The following is a 15,619-nucleotide window of genomic DNA, read 5'->3' on the forward strand; positions in this document are numbered from 1 at the left end:
TTAAAGTGGCACGGCACTATCGAGGCAGGATCTGCGCGGGCATCGGTGCCAAAGGTGCTTTGCGGGCGCTGGAAGAAGGACTGACAGACATGCCGTGCAGCGCTACTGCATCAACCTGATTCCTGAATCGTGCGGTGGGCAACCGCGTCGGTTCATCGGTGGAGAAGCTCACCATCTGGATACCGAGTACGTCGGGCGCATTGTCCTGCACTTTGTTTTGCCACCAGCATTCAAAAATGGCCTTGTCTTCCTGAAGTTGCACAATGCCGTATCCGTGCTCTACCCACTCCATGAATTGCACATGCTTGTTGCCCAGCATGGTGGCAGTTTCAATGGCCCGGCTTGCTGCCACTTGGACGGCAAACGGGCTTCCCGGCAAGGCATTGGCCACGATTTCGTCGGCACCACCCCGCCCCATTGAAGAGGGAGCAAATTCCACTGCGGCGGAAGCAGCACGCAAATTCACGCCCGGCAAGTTGGCTGTGGCCAAGCGATGAAAACCCGCGGCGATATTTTCAGGGGACGTACCCTGGCGCAAATTGGGTACGGGTGGTGCAACCTGATATTGATTCAACAAGGCGGTTTGCGAGTCTTCAACCACGTCGGAAATCCAGTTGCCATGCATGTCACCGGACACAAACACCGTGCCATTGACTGCAGGCTCATCGCCACTGCCTCGCAATTGAGAAATCAACAAATTTCGTTCGGTGTTGTAATCACTCCAACGGACCGGCAAAGGCACAACCGGCGAGCCCACCACATTGGGAACCACCCACGGTGCAATCCAGGTCTGGTTGTTCAAAACCTTCCACACCACGCCGTCACTTTCGTCTTTGCGAAGCTGCGCCAAAAGCCATTCAAACTGGGTCTTGCCGAACAGGGTGGGCGTGCCTTCAGGCAAATGCGACGCATCGGCCTGCAATTCATACCGCGGCAGGAAGCTTTGCGTATCCAGCGCGCGAATGCTGGCCAATGGACCGTAATTCAAGCTGCGATACACCAGCAAAGGATCAACTGGCGCGGGATATTCTGAGTCAGGATAAAAAATGAATTCACCACTGCCGTCCGGTTTAACAGGGCGTGAAGGTGTCCATTCCCAAAAAGCGCGTGTGGTGTCTGAAAGCGTGCATGTTGAGCTCACGCCAGCGGGAAGCATGGTGGGCAGCTCATTGCCAAACCCAGGGTCAATGTCGTGATTGTCCCAGGTGATGAACCACGGGTGCTGCTGGTGCGCAGCCATCAATGCAGGGTCCGAACGAAACAGGGCGTACCGCCTGCGACACTCATCCAGATTCAGCCAGTCGCGGTAATCCACATAGGCTGTGTCCTCGATGTTTTTTCGTGCACGCACCTGCTCATCTTCGTCCACAAAATCATAAATGTAATCGCCACAGTGAATCACCAAATCAAGGTCATCGCGCTGGGCAATGGCCTGGTAACCGCTCCAGGTGCTCGACCAATAGCTTGAACAGGACACCACGGCCAGGCGTATTGCAGGCACCATTTCAGCGGGTGCCGTGCGCGTGCGGCCCACGATGCTTTTGTGTGGCCCCGTAATGAATTGGTAGTAATAGGTGGTGGCGGGTTGCAAACCCTGGGCATCCACTTTCAAGGTGTAATCGTGTGTGGCCACAACACGTTGTGTGCCCTGCCGAACCACATTTTGCATGTCGGCTGTACTGCTGACGATCCAGCGGACCTGAACACCCTGCGGCGGGTACTCCGGCAAAGTGACGCGGGTCCACAAAATGACGCGATCGGCCAGTGGATCGCCGCTGGCCACACCATGCGCAAACGGCATGGCCAACACCATGGGAAAGTCAAAACCGGCAGGCTCGAATCCCGGTTGCGGCAAGGCCTGCTCGAATTCATTGCTGGCAATGGGTGCGCCGGGCCCCGGGTCAGAAGGATTCACCGGGGAACCGGTATTGCCACCCAGCATGCTTCCATCCGAACCACAGCCCACAAGGCTTGTGGCTGCAATCACCTTCAATACGTCGCGGCGCTTCATTACATTTCCCTGTGCTTTTCGTTGTCTCTGTAATTTGTACTGTTGAAGCTGAAAAAAGGATTGAAAAGCCAAAAGTGGACACACACTAAAAGACAGGTCTTCTTGTTGAAACATGGAAAAACTGCAAGTTCTGTGTAAGCAAAGCCCCGAATGATCTTGGATACCCCCCACTTAGATTATTGACTTTTGCAAAATCCACTGATGTTTGTAATTATTCAAAGTATGCTTTAACAATCCTGTACAAATATTAAAAACAAAAAGGTGCAACTTGACCAAACCTGTCCGCAAAACAAAAGGCAAAGAAATTCCTCCAATCAGCGAAGGAGCGAAACTCGTCGATCAGTATTTCGATCACGTGGGGGAAGCGTTTCTGCGCCATGCTCCCGAGATATCACCCGACAAACTGAGGGACTGGCGCCCCAAACTATTCAGCTTTACCCGACTGAACCCTTGGTACGGCGGCTTGGTTGGTGTGCACCGCAAGCGGATAGGTGCAGGCAAAGACAAACTGGTGTGGCTGGAAATTGGGCATGAAGCCAGCCCAGCCCTGCTGTTGATGCACGGCTTTGCTGCAGCGAAGGAACACTGGCTGCCATTGCTGCCTTTTTTCGCTGGGCAGTTCCGCATCCTGATTCCCGACCTCCCGGGTTGGGGAGAAAGTGGATTCAATCCCGAGCATCACTATGGGCTTGAAGACCAGACAGAACGCCTACACAACTGGTTGACGCAAATCGGCGTGCACAAGGTCAACGTGGTGGGCAATTCCATGGGTGGCGCGTTGGCAGGCCTTCTTGCGGCCCGCTTTCCGCAAATGGTCACCAGCTTGGTGCTGATGGATGCCCTCGGTTTGCCCGGCAATGAAGAAACCGATTTCATCCGCGAAGTGTTGCGTGGCAAAAACCGCCTGGTGCCCCGCGCACCCATGGATGTCATGAAACTGACCGACCTGGTGTTTCACAACCGGGCGCTGGCAGCCTCGGCCGCATTTTTCTCGGCAACCGAGTTGATTCACCGAAAAGACGTCAACAGCTTCCTGTTTCAGGAAATGTTGAGCCGCAGGCCAGACTACACCAAGGCCACTTTCGAGGACATTACTGCCCCAACCCTGGTCATGTGGGGCAAGGAAGACGCAGTGCTTCACCTGAGCTGCGCCTATGAATTCGAACGGCTGATCAAGCGTGCAGAAATGTGTCTGTTTGATGGCGTGGGCCACTTGCCCATGATTGAAACCCCCTACCCTTGCGCGCAGGCCATCAAGGAATTCGTGTTACGCAACATTTGAGGCGAACATCCGTTCTTGTGATTTGCTGATTTTGTAGCATTTTGCTACAATTCAACAACTCACAGGACAATCAATGGAGTTCAGCATGGCCAAAGCGTCTTCACCCATACGAATTCAATCGGATTTGATGAGCAATGCCACAGCGCTTGGCAAACTCCACCACCGCAGCGCGGCGGAACAGATCGAATACTGGGCCAGCATCGGCCAGAAAGTCGAAAGCCTTCTTGATCCTGAAAGCCTGCTTCAAATCAAGGCGGGTTTGCTCCGCCTGAAACTGGAACAGGTCAATGCGCCGCCTTTAAGTGCTGATCTCGTATTTGGCAATCTCGACATGAAACGCAGCACCGGTGAATTGCAAGCCGAAGTCAGCCAGAACAAGGTGCGCTACCAGGCCAGCAGCAGCCACCCAGGTTTGCTGGAACAAATCGACGCAAAAGGCAAAATCAGGATTGGTCAGTTTGACAACGGCGTGTTCAAACCCATCAAGCCGGCATGAAACAGCTTTGGTTACTGGTTGGCGGAAACGGGGCGGGCAAATCCACTTTTTACCGCACTCAATTGAAACCGCTGGGCATGCCGTTTGTGAATGCGGACGACATTGCGCGTGATGTGTTTTCGCAATCACCCGAAGCCCACAGTTACGAGGCTGCAAAAATAGCAGAGAATCTTCGAAACAGCCTGCTGGATCAAGGCAAGAATTTCTGCTTTGAAACTGTTTTTTCACATCCGTCAAAAATTGACTTTGTCGCCAAGGCCAAAGCGGCAGGATATGCCGTGATCATGGTGTTTGTGCACCTGGATCAAACTGGTTTGAACAAGGCCCGGGTTCAACAACGCATGGAAGTGGGTGGACACACAGTACCCGACGACAAAATTGAAAGCCGTATTCCAAGAACAATTCAAAATGTGTTGGCCGCCCGCCCCCTGTGCGATGACCTGTGGGTACTCGACAATTCCAGTGCCACTGATCCATTCAGAAAAATACTTCGTATTCAAGGTGAGCAGGTTCAAACCTTCGCAGAACAATTGCCAGAGTGGGCGGAATGCTTCCTCGTTCAATGAACGAATCACGCAGGGTGTAGTCTTATTTTTTGTGTGTGATTTTTCAAGGTAACTGCGGTCAATGAAATTTGGAACCCGATTACGAACAGGTTTGCTGGTTCTCGCCAGTGTGGGCCTGCTTGCCTCCTGCAGCGCAATCAAGCTGGGGTACAACAACTCGGTCACGATCGCCTACACGTACTTGAGCAGCAAGGTCGATTTTTCGGCCGAACAGTCCAGCCAGATCAAAACCAGCCTGGCGGAAATTGTTCAGTGGCATCGCCGCAATGAATTGCCAACCTTGGCGCGTGAACTTGAAACAGCCCGTGTGGCGCTGGCAGCGAACGGCAATGCCGTAGTACCTGTAAGTTCTGAGCAGGTTCAGGCACTGAACCAGGCCATTCGCGACTCGCTTCGACGCACAGCAGACCATGCAGCGCCATTGATTGCAAAAAATATGCTGACACTCACCCCCGCGCAAATCCAGGAGATTCAGAAGGCACTTGATAAGTCCAACAAGGAATACCAGGCAGAACGGATCCAGCTGAGCCCCACCAAGCAGGCACAAGCATCGGCAGAAAGAATGACCGAGCGCTTCGAGCGTTGGCTTGGCAACTTGAACCCAGCACAGAAAACTTTGATTGCGACCTGGTCAAGAAACGACATCAATCAAGCTGGTGAGTATTTTCAAAAACGAGTGGAGCGCCAACAGCAGTTCATGCGCCTGGCGCAGCAAGCGTCAAACCAGCAAATTGATGCGGGCAGCCTGAGCCAGGAAATCGCCGGCTTGCTCAACGCCTGGCAAACATCGGCCAGCAGCGCGGAGAGAAATGACAATGAGAAGAGACAAAAGGTCACGATCGACCTGGTTGTGAATGTGTTGAATGCCGCCACTGTAGACCAGCGTAACAAGGCCGCTGAACGCGCGGCTGGCTGGGCTGAAGACTTCCAGATCCTGGCTAGAAATGATTGAGTGCAGTTGAATCCACAGCAGGGTTCAAGCGAGTATCAGTTCCTTGAACTGAATTTCACATGGACACCCTGCTGTGCACAAGAATCCGAACAAGACACTGATCGCGCTGACCTTGTCAGTATTGCTAACCGCTTGCGGCACCGAAGACAACTCACTGACCAACACCCCCTCGACTGGCAACCCGGGCACACCCGTTAACCCACAGGAAACAGCCCAGTGCAATGAAAACTCCTGGTTTGGGGGTGTGACCGAAATATGCAATGGCGTGCTGGTGTACCGGGATTATGTGTACGACGATTATGGCGCTGACACCGGGCTGATTTCACCCAGCCCCGCCCTGCTGAACCTGGCCACGCGCGCCGGTCAACTTGGAAACCCACTGGCCAACACCCCAGGTTTGTTGTCTCCCACGGCAGGTGATTCACGCTACCCGAAAGGTGCTGAAAGCACCGCCGACCTGGTAGAACTTCGCTTGAGCAGACAGGGCAACACCTTCACTGCCAGCTTCGAGATGAATGCCCTCTATGAAGCGGGTCAAACCATCGCAGCCATTGCAGTGGACACTGACAACAACCCTGCCACAGGCGACAAAACACTCTTGGGTCTCCAGGTGACCGGGGCTGATGTGGTGTATGAATTCAACACTGGTAACCCGCAAAACAACTTGATCACCGGCACATTCCCCGCGCCGGCAGGCAACACATTCAAGATGTGGGCTGTCACTGCCAAGGCAGACCGCGAAGTCATGAATGTGGCCTTCCGGGGCGCCGATGAAGAGGCAGGTGCTGAAGGCACCATTCCCGCTCAGGTACTGCCCAACAAGGGCAACTGGTGGGAAGACAAACAGGCTGCCGCGCTGGGCGCGGGCGACATCAGCGAATTTTTCGCACAGGTAGACACAGGCAAACTGACCCCTGGCATCACCGAAAAAGCAGCAGTGGATGCAGGCTTCAAGCAGCGCGTGTACACCTCGAAATACACGGTTCCAAACTCAACCGGCGAAGGCATGGTGCTGCAAGGCATACTGGGTCGGGAAAAACTGGAAAGTACATTCTGCGGCCAGACCTTTCACTTCGTGGGCAAATACCAACCTTACGGCGTATACATTCCCAAGAACGGCAACTTCGATGACCAGCGCAGCCTGCAAGTCATCATGCACGGCTGTGAAGCCAATCACGCCAGCCAGATCAACCAGCCAGGCATGCAAGCCCAGTTCGGTGATCAGCTTGATCGGGTACTGGTCTCACCATTGGGCCGTGGCCCGTATGGTTTCTTTTCCGACCTGTCTGAACGCGATGTACTGGACGTACTGGATGATGCGCTGAACACTTTCAATATTGATGAAGAGCGGGTGTTGGTCGGCGGCTACTCCATGGGTGGCTATGGCTCAACCCGCCTTGCAGCGCTGTATCCAGACCGTTTTGCGGGCTTGAGCAACTGGGTGGGCTTCACCGGCAGCATTCTGAATACGCCCTTGCTGGGTGACACGCTGATTCAGGTGGAAGACGCGCTGACAGCACCCCTGCCCTTCAAGCTACCTGTAAACAGCCGTATTGGTGGCCTGGGCAACATCAGCAACTACCTGGGCAATTTGCGCCACATTCCTGGCACGCATTCTTACGGCGCACTGGATGAACTGGTGCAGGTGAACACCGGCCTGGATTGGGCTTTCAAACTGGGTCAAACCGATGGCGTGATTTACGAGTTTTACATGCACCTGGTGGCCGAACACCTCACCCTGATTGCACTGGACGACTGGCAAAAGGAAGCGGAATTCACCCGCAACCTGAAGCGCGTCAAAAACCCGGGGCGGATCACCTACAAGACCAACGAAGCCTTTGCATTTCCCGAATACGAGATCAAGCACGACAAGGCCTATTGGTTAAGCAACATCAAGGGCCGTGGTGAGGGCGACATTTCAATGGATGTGGAAAGCTTTGCCTGCGCACGCACCACCCTCAGTTTCGAGAATGGGCAGACACTGGGCAACGGGCCGGTGCCCTTTGTTCAAACATTCCGCAGGCTGGCTGGCCTGCCTGTGCAAGCCGCCTCTAACAACCGCTTTACGGCCACATTCAGCAACCTGGCCTCAGTTGACGTGGACACGGTGGCCAGCTGCCTGCAAAACGGCGCAGCATACACCGTCAATTCCGACGGCCCAGTGGTGCTGAAATTCAGCAACGGCAAAACGCTGAACCTGCCAGCAGGCACCAGCACCGGAAATCTGTAAAGCTTACGAAGCAAGAAGGTCTTGTACCTTCTTGCTGCTGTAAAACCGTTGCAAGTTGCGTCGTAGAAAGCTTTCTGCAACACCTTCCTTGATGATCAAGGCTGCAAGGTCTGGAATGTAATTGTCCAGTTCGTCCATGATCATTTCCCGAGTGACACCAATATCATCCAGCAAATCCTGAAGCGACTGCTCACCGTATTTTTCAAAGAAAAAGTCCACACCCAGATCAATGCACGACTTCAGGTAATCGGTGTTTCTGAACTCAAGCCAGAACTCGTACCCCAGCACCATGAATTCCTGCAGGTCCTGTTCGGTGACATAGTCGCGATAGGCTGTCAAAGGCCATTCACGCACCACATCCCAAAAGGCCAGTGCGCTGTTCATCGCTGTTTCGCGGTACTGCTCGTTGTCCAGGGTTTCGTCCACCATTTCAAGCGAACTTTTTACACCGCTTTCCATCAGGTTGCGCACACGGTCTTCCAGCCCTTCTGACAAATCAGGGGCCTTTGAACTGAGCCACTCGCGCACCTTGCGGGTACTGCTGGCCACAGTGGAAAATTTCATCAGGTTGTTTTGCTCAAACACATAACCCTTGAGCACCGTGAAAATGACATCGGATAAAAAGTGCCGGAACGGCGTGCTGTTCCGAATGTTGGTGACCGCGTGATCAAGCACGCCTTCCTTTTCGAAGATTTTCTCGATGAATTCTGTGGCAATCGAATCGGACACCACCTCACCTACCTTGGTCGTGCGGCTGGCTGGAAATTCAAAAATTCGGTTGGCAATTTCACCGAACAACTCGGGAATTGCACCACCGATTTCCATTTCAACCGCATAGCGCTGCGCGGTGGCCTTCACTTTCTTTTCGCTCACCGCATCGCGCAAACGAATGTGTTCAAAACGGTCCAGAAAATAACCCACCTCTTCGGAAAGCATGGCCTGAAACTTCTTGCCTTTCAGGTTCTGAAGCCAAAAGGCCACCTCTGCCTCAAGCAGTTGCGAAGCAAGGTCTTGGGGCACAGAAGCGCTGGGTTTTGCCATGATTCATCCGATGTGGTGTAAGGTTCAATGATTCTAACCCGCAGCATTCAAATCGCCATGAGGCAATACAAATATTACGAGTTCGTGTTGGTGGCCTTTGTCGCCGTGCTTTTGTGTTCAAACCTGATTGGACCGGCAAAAATTGCCGAGCTCAACCTGCCCTTGATTGGCACCGTAACTTTTGCCGCCGGTGTTCTGTTCTTTCCAATTTCTTACATTTTCAGTGACATTCTGACGGAAGTGTATGGTTATGGCCGCGACAGGCGTGCAGTGTGGGCAGGCTTTGGCGCGTTGATTTTTGCATCCTTCATGGCGTTTACAGTGGTGAACCTGCCCGCAGCGCCTTTTTGGGCCGACAGGCAACCCGCCATCGAAAGCGTATTCGGCAACACCTGGCGCATTGTGCTGGCTTCACTGATCGCATTCTGGAGCGGCAGTTTTGTCAACAGCTATGTGCTGGCCAAAATGAAAATCTGGACGCAAGGAAAGTGGTTGTGGACCCGCACCATCGGCTCAACCGTGGTGGGTGAATTCATTGATTCAAGCCTGTTCTACACCATCGCCTTCTGGGGAATCATGACAACCGACCAGATCATCACTGTGGCGCTTACCCAGTATGTGTTGAAAACAGCTTGGGAGATTTTGGCCACTCCCCTGACTTACTGGATCGTGGCCCGATTGAAGCGCGCCGAGAATGAAGACTACTACGACAGGGATACCCGTTTCACGCCGTTCAGTTTGAAGGTGTAAGTGCCCCAAGGGCCACCCGGCGTGCGGTGATGAAATGGCGTTGCCAATATGGACTGAACAATTTGGCAATTTCAACGCCTGCCACGGTGGACACATGCATGAACCGGTTGTCGCCCATGTAAACACCCACATGGCGGCGAGTGGGACCTGTTCTGAAAAACAGGAGGTCACCCGTGCGCAGATCCGTCATGTCCACGCGTTCGCCCACGGTCATTTGTTCCCGCGAACTGCGTGGCAGTTCAAACTTGAACTTGTCCTGAAACAGAATCTGGATGAAGCCGGAACAATCAACACCCCGTGTTGTGGTTCCACCCAGCTTGTGGCGGGTACCTGCCCAATTGGAATAATGGGCCAAGAGGGCATTTTGCAAATCGGTGCTGTAGGAATACTCAACTGGCGGCAGGCTGGAGGACTCCTCCATCGAGGAATTGGCCATTGCAAGACCGGGTAAAACTGACAGCATCAATACAATCACACTGCACTTCATACTGCTGAATCGGGTGACACGGGGCATGTTGCTGCTCCTAAAATCGTGTGTTATCGACAAGCGTTTGACTGCTTTAGAGGGACCGTATCATAGCGGCAAAGTACAGAACAATCGGTAAAACTCTGTAAAATTTAGCAAAAAACCCCGAACAGAGGTCGGGGTTTTGCAGAAAAAGCGGGCTGCTTACTTTTTCTTTTCTGGCTGCTTTTCGCCGGCTTTGGGTTGATCACCCAGAATCGATTTGGCAGGACAAATTTTAAATGCGGGACATTTTTGACATCCAACAGCGATTGCGATAGGGCAAACGGTCATGGTGATCCTCATGGAGTAAAGGGAAAAATCCCTGACGCAATATTGCAGGTATTCCCACATTTCAACAAGGGTTAATGCACGGTTCCTGTAGGGGATTTATTCAGTTGATGATTCACAAAGTTCTGCGCAGCCACACGCGCGAAGTTTTCTTCTTCAGTGGACACATCGTCCAGCAACAGTTGCAACTGCTCTGGAATGTCGGTTTGCGGAAAAAGTACCTGGTAAATGTAAAGCCAGCTCAGAGCCACACCCCTGTTCTTCTCCACCTCCACCCCATCAAGATGCAATAGCGACAAAGTCAACAGCGACAAAGGCGACCCCAGTTTGGCTGCTTCAGTGAGGTAAGCCAACGCCAGGTGAATATTTTTGACCACGCCCTTGCCGTGCAGGTAATACACACCCACGTTGTGCATGGCTTGTGCCAAACCACCCTGCGCCGCTTTGTCAAAGTACTTGAAGGCTTGTAGCAGGTCAGGGGTTTCTCCACGTTCAAGGTCAAGCGCCAAACGATAGGCTGAATTCGGGTCGCCCAAATCAGCTGCCTGTTTTACGTAACGCTGAGTCAGTATCGGATTGGCCTCAAGTTGACCTTCAACACCACCTTGGTGAATTTGCGCAAGCGTCAGCACCGCCATCAGCACATTGGCCTGCGCTGCCTGCTCCAGCAATTGCAAACCACGTGGAAAATCCTGGTGGCCCAACTCGCCCGAAAGCAGCAAACGGCCCAGAATGACCTTGGCATCCACCTCGTTTCGGGCAACGCCCTGTTCAAGCCAATGAAGGGCCTGTACGCAATCCTCTTCATTGCGACCTTCCGCATACAGGAAAGTGAAAGCAATCAGATTGCAATGTCCATCCCAGTTGTTACTCAGGGTTTGAAGCAGACGCTCGCGGGCCTGCAACAATTTCTTGTCGACAAACAGGGATTTGATTTCATCGGTGAACTCAATGGGTGCGGTGTGTTGCATGGGGTGTGGACTTTTTGCTGTTCGAGCCGAAATTCTACCTGCCTTGAGCCTGCAGGCACATCGCTGCTGCGAAACCGGGTGTAACGCTGTGTAAACTAGGCGGCAACTCTTTACACAGGTCACCCCCATGAACACACCCACCATTGCTGTGCAAATCAAAGAAGATGTGTATGCGGAAATGAAAGCCCTACACGTGCGCGCAGCCAAGCCCATCAGCGACGAAGACAAGGCGCTGGGCGCAGACCTGCTTGCGCAAACCTATGTGCAGTTGCTGGACACCTGTTTCACCCATTTGCTCGACGATCTGAATTCAACCCAACCCGACAAAATGTTGTTGGACGCCTCCAAAGTGATTCACAAGGTACAAAGCGAAGCCCAGCACTACATCGGCTGGTTGATCAAGTTCATCGCCAACAAGCGCGTGCCGCCGGTCATCCATCATTTTCATGACATTGTTCACCTTGTAGAAATCGACGGGGTCATGAAACCCTGCATTCTGATCCCGGTGACTGCCACCTACGCCGACAAGGCCCGCAACGTGATGGATGCATTGAAAAACAAGGACACCACGCGCATGGAAGAAGGTGTGGAATTGCTGATTGAAGCGATTGAAACCGCGCTGGTGCCCCTGGTTTACACCCCCAAGGACTTGATGGGCTTCAACTTCGTGATCAGCAAGACCATCAACGGCGTGATCAACGTGCTGCACACCTTGTTCAAACACACGCTGCGCAAACTACCTCCGCACATCAAAGTGGAAAGCTACCCGAAGGTCGCGAACCATTTCGCGACCTTCCTCAAGTAAACGGGCTTAAACAGGCTTGGAGATGAACTTCACCACCGCCGTGGCCCAGCTGCGGGGTGTGAAGCGAATGCTTTGCGCCATGGTCCAGTTCAAGGCACCGTGAATGTACACGCGCTGGTTGCGCATCATGGCCTTGTAACCCTTGATGGCCACATCTTCCGAACTGGGCATGCGTTTGCCCTGCACCAGTGCAGATTTCTGCATATTGGCTTCCGCCTGAAATCCTGATGCAGTGGGCCCGGGGCACAAGGCGCATACTGCCACACCACTGTCTGCAAGCTCTTCAGCCAGCGCTTCACTGAAGCTGAGTACATAGGCCTTGGTGGCGTAATAGGCAGCCATGTAAGGGCCAGGCTGAAACGCTGCGGTGGACGCCACATTCAATATCTTGCCGCGTGTGCGGAGCAAATCGGGCATGAAACCGCTGCACAACACTGTAAGCGCTTCCATATTGAGTCGAAGCATGCTGGTGGTCGCTTCCACCGGCGTGTCTTTGAACAGGCCATAGGTGCCCACACCGGCGTTGTTCACCAGGTAAGTCAGCTCAATGGAATTGGCCTTGACCTTTTGAATCAACTGGTCGGCCTCACCTGGTTTGGAAAGATCGGATGGAATCACTACAACATCCACGCCATACTGCTGACGCCAGTGGGTTGCCAACTCTTGCAGCTTATTCTCGTTGCGTGCGCTCAGCACCAACGAAATGCCATCTTTCGCAAAACATTCAGCCAGGTGCAAACCAATACCGGACGATGCGCCGGTAACCAATGCCCATTGTTTCATTGTGACTCCCCTCTTCTTACAAAATCGGCAATGGCCCACAAAGCTCGGTCTGCCTTCTCGACAAACGCATTGAACATCTGGAAATTGTGCCACATGCCCGGATACACCGTACATTCCACTTGAACGCCTGCTTCCCGCGCCACGCGTTCAAGCAAAAGCGCATCATCCAGCAAAATCTCGTCGCTGCCGCACTGAATCAACATGGGTGGCAAACCGTCGAGGTCAGCAAACACAGGCGACACTTTGGGATCGCTGGCCAACTCCTCACCACAGTAAGCCTGAACGCCACGCTGAAGGGGCACCACACTCAACATCGGGTCAATTTTGGCTTTGCTTTGTATGGACTCCGCGGTCAAGGTCATGTCCACGAACGGAGAAATCATGACCATGCCACCCGGCAAAGGCATGCCTTCGTTGCGTGCAAACACGGCCATCGCCAATATGTGTGCCCCGCCTGCAGAATCACCTACCAAGGTAATTTGGGCCGGGTCAACATCCAGGTCGAGCAAGGCCTGGTAGGCAGCCAGCCCATCCTCCAGGGCTGCGGGGTAAGGGTGCTGCGGTGCAAGGCGATAATCCACCAGAAAAACACGGGCGTTGCAGCGCACCGCCAGTTCACTGGCCAATGGCAAGTGCGTTTCCAGTGAGCCTGCAAAAAAGGCTCCACCATGCATGTGCAGAAGCACCTGGTCCGTGTGCGCATTGGCCGGGCGAACCATGGCGCACATGCAAGTGCCTAACTCGAGATATTCAACACGGGCATCATGGCGCACCTTGAACAAAGGTGCACCGGCATTCATGGTGGCAGCAAGCCAGCTGAGCGGGATAGGCAATTTACCAGGTGTTTTGAAGGTGCTGCGCAGTGTCGCGCGGACGGCTTTCTCAGCCACGTACTGAATGGGGTTCATGGGCATTTGGTCTCCGAATGTGACAGCGAAATACGATCTGTGCTGCTTTTGTTATTTCCCCAATATAGCGAATTTGCGACAGGCAGCATCCCACCCCGATCACCCTGCCCCACAACAAGTTAGACTATTGCTTCCAATTTTCAAAAATTTCCCGTGAAAACAAACGCTTCTCCAAAACAATTAATTCTCGGCCTGATTTTGGCCGCCAAAGGTCGACAGGTTAAAGCCGCACACATGGTGCTGGCCTGCAGCTTGTTCGGTGTGTCTGAAAACAGCGCAAGGGTGGCCATGGCCAGGCTGGTTGCAGAAGGCCAGCTGAAATCAGCCGGGCGTGGCATTTACACCTTGGGAAAACAGGCGGTGTTCACCGGGCAAGACATTCAAAGCTGGAACGACAGGCTCACCGCCACTTGCGACTGGAATGGCCACTTCTATGCGGCTTTCACTTCCCACTTGGGCCGCAGCAACCGAAAGCATCTTCAGGTGCGCGAGAAAGCGCTGCTTTTGATGGGCTTTCGTGAATTGGAGCAAGGGCTGTTTGTACGCCCTGCCAACTTGAGCATGGGTATTGACGGTGTGCACAACAGGCTGCTGGCACAAGGCGTCGAAAAAGAACTGATCACTTTCGAGCTGGTTCCTAAAAACCCTGCACAAGCGAAGACACTTCAGAAACTCTGGGATCTCAAGAAACTGGAAAGACACTATCAAAGCCACACCAAAAAACTGAATGACTGGATGCAGGGATATGGCCGCATGAAGCTGGAAAAGGCTGCCCGGGATGCCTATTTGGTGGGTAGCCAGGCCATTTATGAAGTGCGACGTGACCCCCTTTTGCCTGCTGAATGGATCGACGCTGCTGCACGGCAGCAATTCTTTGAAAGCGTGCTGCGCTTTGATGACACGGGCACAAGGGTGTGGCGCGAGTTGCAACTGCGCATATTGAAAGACGAAGAAGTGATCTGAAATAGCAGCTCATTACACTGCTTTACTTTTTATAAGCGATCTGTAATATTACATTCACAACTGTCAACGTCATTGATGTTAATGATGCAGAACAATGTGGAGACCGTAATGAGCACAGACCTGTCCAGTTCGATCAAGAAGCCCACTTCCATCCACCAGAAAGGTTCCAGCTTTCCGGTGCGTCGAATGGATTTTGATTTTTCAAACATCAATCGACACTTTCTCGCAAACGACCCGGCCTGCAGCCATGTGTGGACTGCTTTTCAGGCCTACTTTCCGGAAGGCGAACAGTTTTTCGTTGATGCTGTACGCGATGCCAAAAAATACGTGAAAGATGAAGCCCTGTTGCGCGAAATCAGCGCTTTTATTGGACAGGAAGCAATGCACGGCAAAGAACACCTGGAGGCCAATGCCGAACTGAAAAGGCAAGGCATCAATGTGTACGGCTGGGATGCACGCGCCCGCTGGGCCCGCAAGAAACTCAACAAACTGCTGCCCGTGAAGGCCAGGTTGGCCGGCACCACAGCGGTTGAGCACTACACTGCGGTGATGGCCGAGCACCTGATGAAAAGTGACAGCTTTCACAAAATGATCGTGGACCCGAAGATCAAGAATCTGATTTTCTGGCACGCCATGGAAGAAAGCGAACACCGTGCAGTGGCCTTCGATACGCACAAGGCAGTGGGTGGAACCTATGCCCAACGTGCTATTGCAATGACGATTGTTTCAATTGGTATCGGGCCGGTGGTACTCGCCGCCATGCTGAGCTGCATGAAGCAGGACGGCGAATTACTCAACGCCAAGTCCTGGCTGAAATTCACCGACCTGTATTTCGGGCGCAAGGGCATCTTTCGAAAAATGATTCCCGACCTTGCCCTGTTTTACAAACGTGACTTTCATCCCATGCAAACCAATATGGATGAACCCATGCAGTTGTGGAAGGAAAGGCTGGCGCTGGCTTGATAGTCTAAAGGCCAGATGGTGGCGCCTATCGCCCCCTGTTGGCGCATCCGGCTACATGCATGGTGAGCCTGACACCTTAAGCTGAATCAGATCGCACAGGAG

The 15,619-nt window shown here is 53.2% G+C and carries 15 protein-coding genes; 9 read left to right on the plus strand and 6 right to left on the minus strand.

All coding sequences use genetic code 11. The annotated features are described in order from the left end of the window. Positions 1–16: 16 nt before the first annotated feature. Positions 17–2,011 (minus strand): alkaline phosphatase D family protein, encoded by a 1,995-nt coding sequence (locus RGQ30_RS08820; RefSeq protein WP_338284346.1) that lies wholly within the window; start codon positions 2,009–2,011, stop codon positions 17–19. Positions 2,012–2,279: 268 nt separating this feature from the next. On the opposite strand from RGQ30_RS08820, the gene RGQ30_RS08825 reads away from it, so the two are divergent. The 5 genes from RGQ30_RS08825 to RGQ30_RS08845 all read left to right on the plus strand — a co-directional run bounded on the left by RGQ30_RS08825 (position 2,280) and on the right by RGQ30_RS08845 (position 7,537). Further along, positions 2,280–3,293, plus strand: coding sequence for an alpha/beta fold hydrolase (locus RGQ30_RS08825; RefSeq protein ID WP_130556266.1), 1,014 nt, complete (start codon positions 2,280–2,282; stop codon positions 3,291–3,293). A gap of 85 nt (positions 3,294–3,378) precedes the next feature. Further along, positions 3,379–3,789: a TA system antitoxin ParD family protein gene (locus RGQ30_RS08830; RefSeq protein WP_130556265.1), complete on the plus strand. Its 411-nt coding sequence runs from the start codon at positions 3,379–3,381 to the stop codon at positions 3,787–3,789. Then, positions 3,786–4,355 carry an ATPase gene (locus tag RGQ30_RS08835; RefSeq protein ID WP_130556264.1) on the plus strand — a complete coding sequence of 190 codons (570 nt, stop codon included), beginning with the start codon at positions 3,786–3,788 and terminating at the stop codon, positions 4,353–4,355. Before RGQ30_RS08830 ends, RGQ30_RS08835 begins: the two co-directional genes overlap by 4 nt. A 61-nt stretch (positions 4,356–4,416) precedes the next feature. Then, complete coding sequence (locus RGQ30_RS08840; protein ID WP_130556263.1) at positions 4,417–5,307, plus strand: DUF6279 family lipoprotein; 891 nt, start codon at positions 4,417–4,419, stop codon at positions 5,305–5,307. A gap of 73 nt (positions 5,308–5,380) precedes the next feature. Next, the gene (locus RGQ30_RS08845) at positions 5,381–7,537 is read left to right on the plus strand and encodes a hypothetical protein (protein ID WP_130556262.1); all 2,157 of its coding nucleotides are present in this window, start codon (positions 5,381–5,383) and stop codon (positions 7,535–7,537) included. 3 nt (positions 7,538–7,540) lie between these two features. Here the strand turns inward: RGQ30_RS08845 and RGQ30_RS08850 are convergent, their stop codons facing one another. Beyond that, complete coding sequence (locus RGQ30_RS08850) at positions 7,541–8,578, minus strand: hypothetical protein (protein ID WP_130556261.1); 1,038 nt, start codon at positions 8,576–8,578, stop codon at positions 7,541–7,543. A gap of 27 nt (positions 8,579–8,605) precedes the next feature. On the opposite strand from RGQ30_RS08850, the gene RGQ30_RS08855 reads away from it, so the two are divergent. Further along, positions 8,606–9,328: a queuosine precursor transporter gene (locus RGQ30_RS08855; protein ID WP_298217149.1), complete on the plus strand. Its 723-nt coding sequence runs from the start codon at positions 8,606–8,608 to the stop codon at positions 9,326–9,328. On the opposite strand, the gene RGQ30_RS08860 is transcribed toward RGQ30_RS08855, so the two are convergent. Continuing rightward, positions 9,312–9,842 (minus strand): NlpC/P60 family protein, encoded by a 531-nt coding sequence (locus RGQ30_RS08860; RefSeq protein ID WP_130556260.1) that lies wholly within the window; start codon positions 9,840–9,842, stop codon positions 9,312–9,314. The two genes, RGQ30_RS08855 and RGQ30_RS08860, sit on opposite strands and share 17 nt — an antisense overlap. Before the next feature lie 356 nt (positions 9,843–10,198). Continuing rightward, positions 10,199–11,095 carry a tetratricopeptide repeat protein gene (locus tag RGQ30_RS08865; protein WP_338284347.1) on the minus strand — a complete coding sequence of 299 codons (897 nt, stop codon included), beginning with the start codon at positions 11,093–11,095 and terminating at the stop codon, positions 10,199–10,201. 127 nt (positions 11,096–11,222) lie between these two features. On the opposite strand from RGQ30_RS08865, the gene RGQ30_RS08870 reads away from it, so the two are divergent. Beyond that, on the plus strand, positions 11,223–11,900 hold the full coding sequence (locus tag RGQ30_RS08870; RefSeq protein ID WP_298217146.1) for a hypothetical protein: 678 nt from the start codon (positions 11,223–11,225) through the stop codon (positions 11,898–11,900). A gap of 6 nt (positions 11,901–11,906) precedes the next feature. Here RGQ30_RS08870 and RGQ30_RS08875 read toward each other — a convergent pair whose 3' ends face one another. Both RGQ30_RS08875 and RGQ30_RS08880 read right to left on the minus strand, forming a co-directional pair. Beyond that, positions 11,907–12,683 (minus strand): SDR family NAD(P)-dependent oxidoreductase, encoded by a 777-nt coding sequence (locus tag RGQ30_RS08875; RefSeq protein ID WP_130556257.1) that lies wholly within the window; start codon positions 12,681–12,683, stop codon positions 11,907–11,909. Then, complete coding sequence (locus RGQ30_RS08880) at positions 12,680–13,597, minus strand: alpha/beta hydrolase (protein WP_130556256.1); 918 nt, start codon at positions 13,595–13,597, stop codon at positions 12,680–12,682. Before RGQ30_RS08880 ends, RGQ30_RS08875 begins: the two co-directional genes overlap by 4 nt. 147 nt (positions 13,598–13,744) lie before the next feature. On the opposite strand from RGQ30_RS08880, the gene RGQ30_RS08885 reads away from it, so the two are divergent. After that, a complete protein-coding gene (locus RGQ30_RS08885; RefSeq protein WP_130556255.1) occupies positions 13,745–14,554 on the plus strand; it encodes a PaaX family transcriptional regulator C-terminal domain-containing protein in 810 nt (269 codons plus the stop codon). Positions 14,555–14,662: 108 nt separating this feature from the next. Next, positions 14,663–15,517 carry a metal-dependent hydrolase gene (locus RGQ30_RS08890; protein ID WP_298217144.1) on the plus strand — a complete coding sequence of 285 codons (855 nt, stop codon included), beginning with the start codon at positions 14,663–14,665 and terminating at the stop codon, positions 15,515–15,517. Positions 15,518–15,619 lie beyond the last annotated feature (102 nt).

The organism is Limnobacter thiooxidans, from assembly GCF_036323495.1.
In the GTDB taxonomy this organism is placed as follows: domain Bacteria; phylum Pseudomonadota; class Gammaproteobacteria; order Burkholderiales; family Burkholderiaceae_B; genus Limnobacter; species Limnobacter thiooxidans.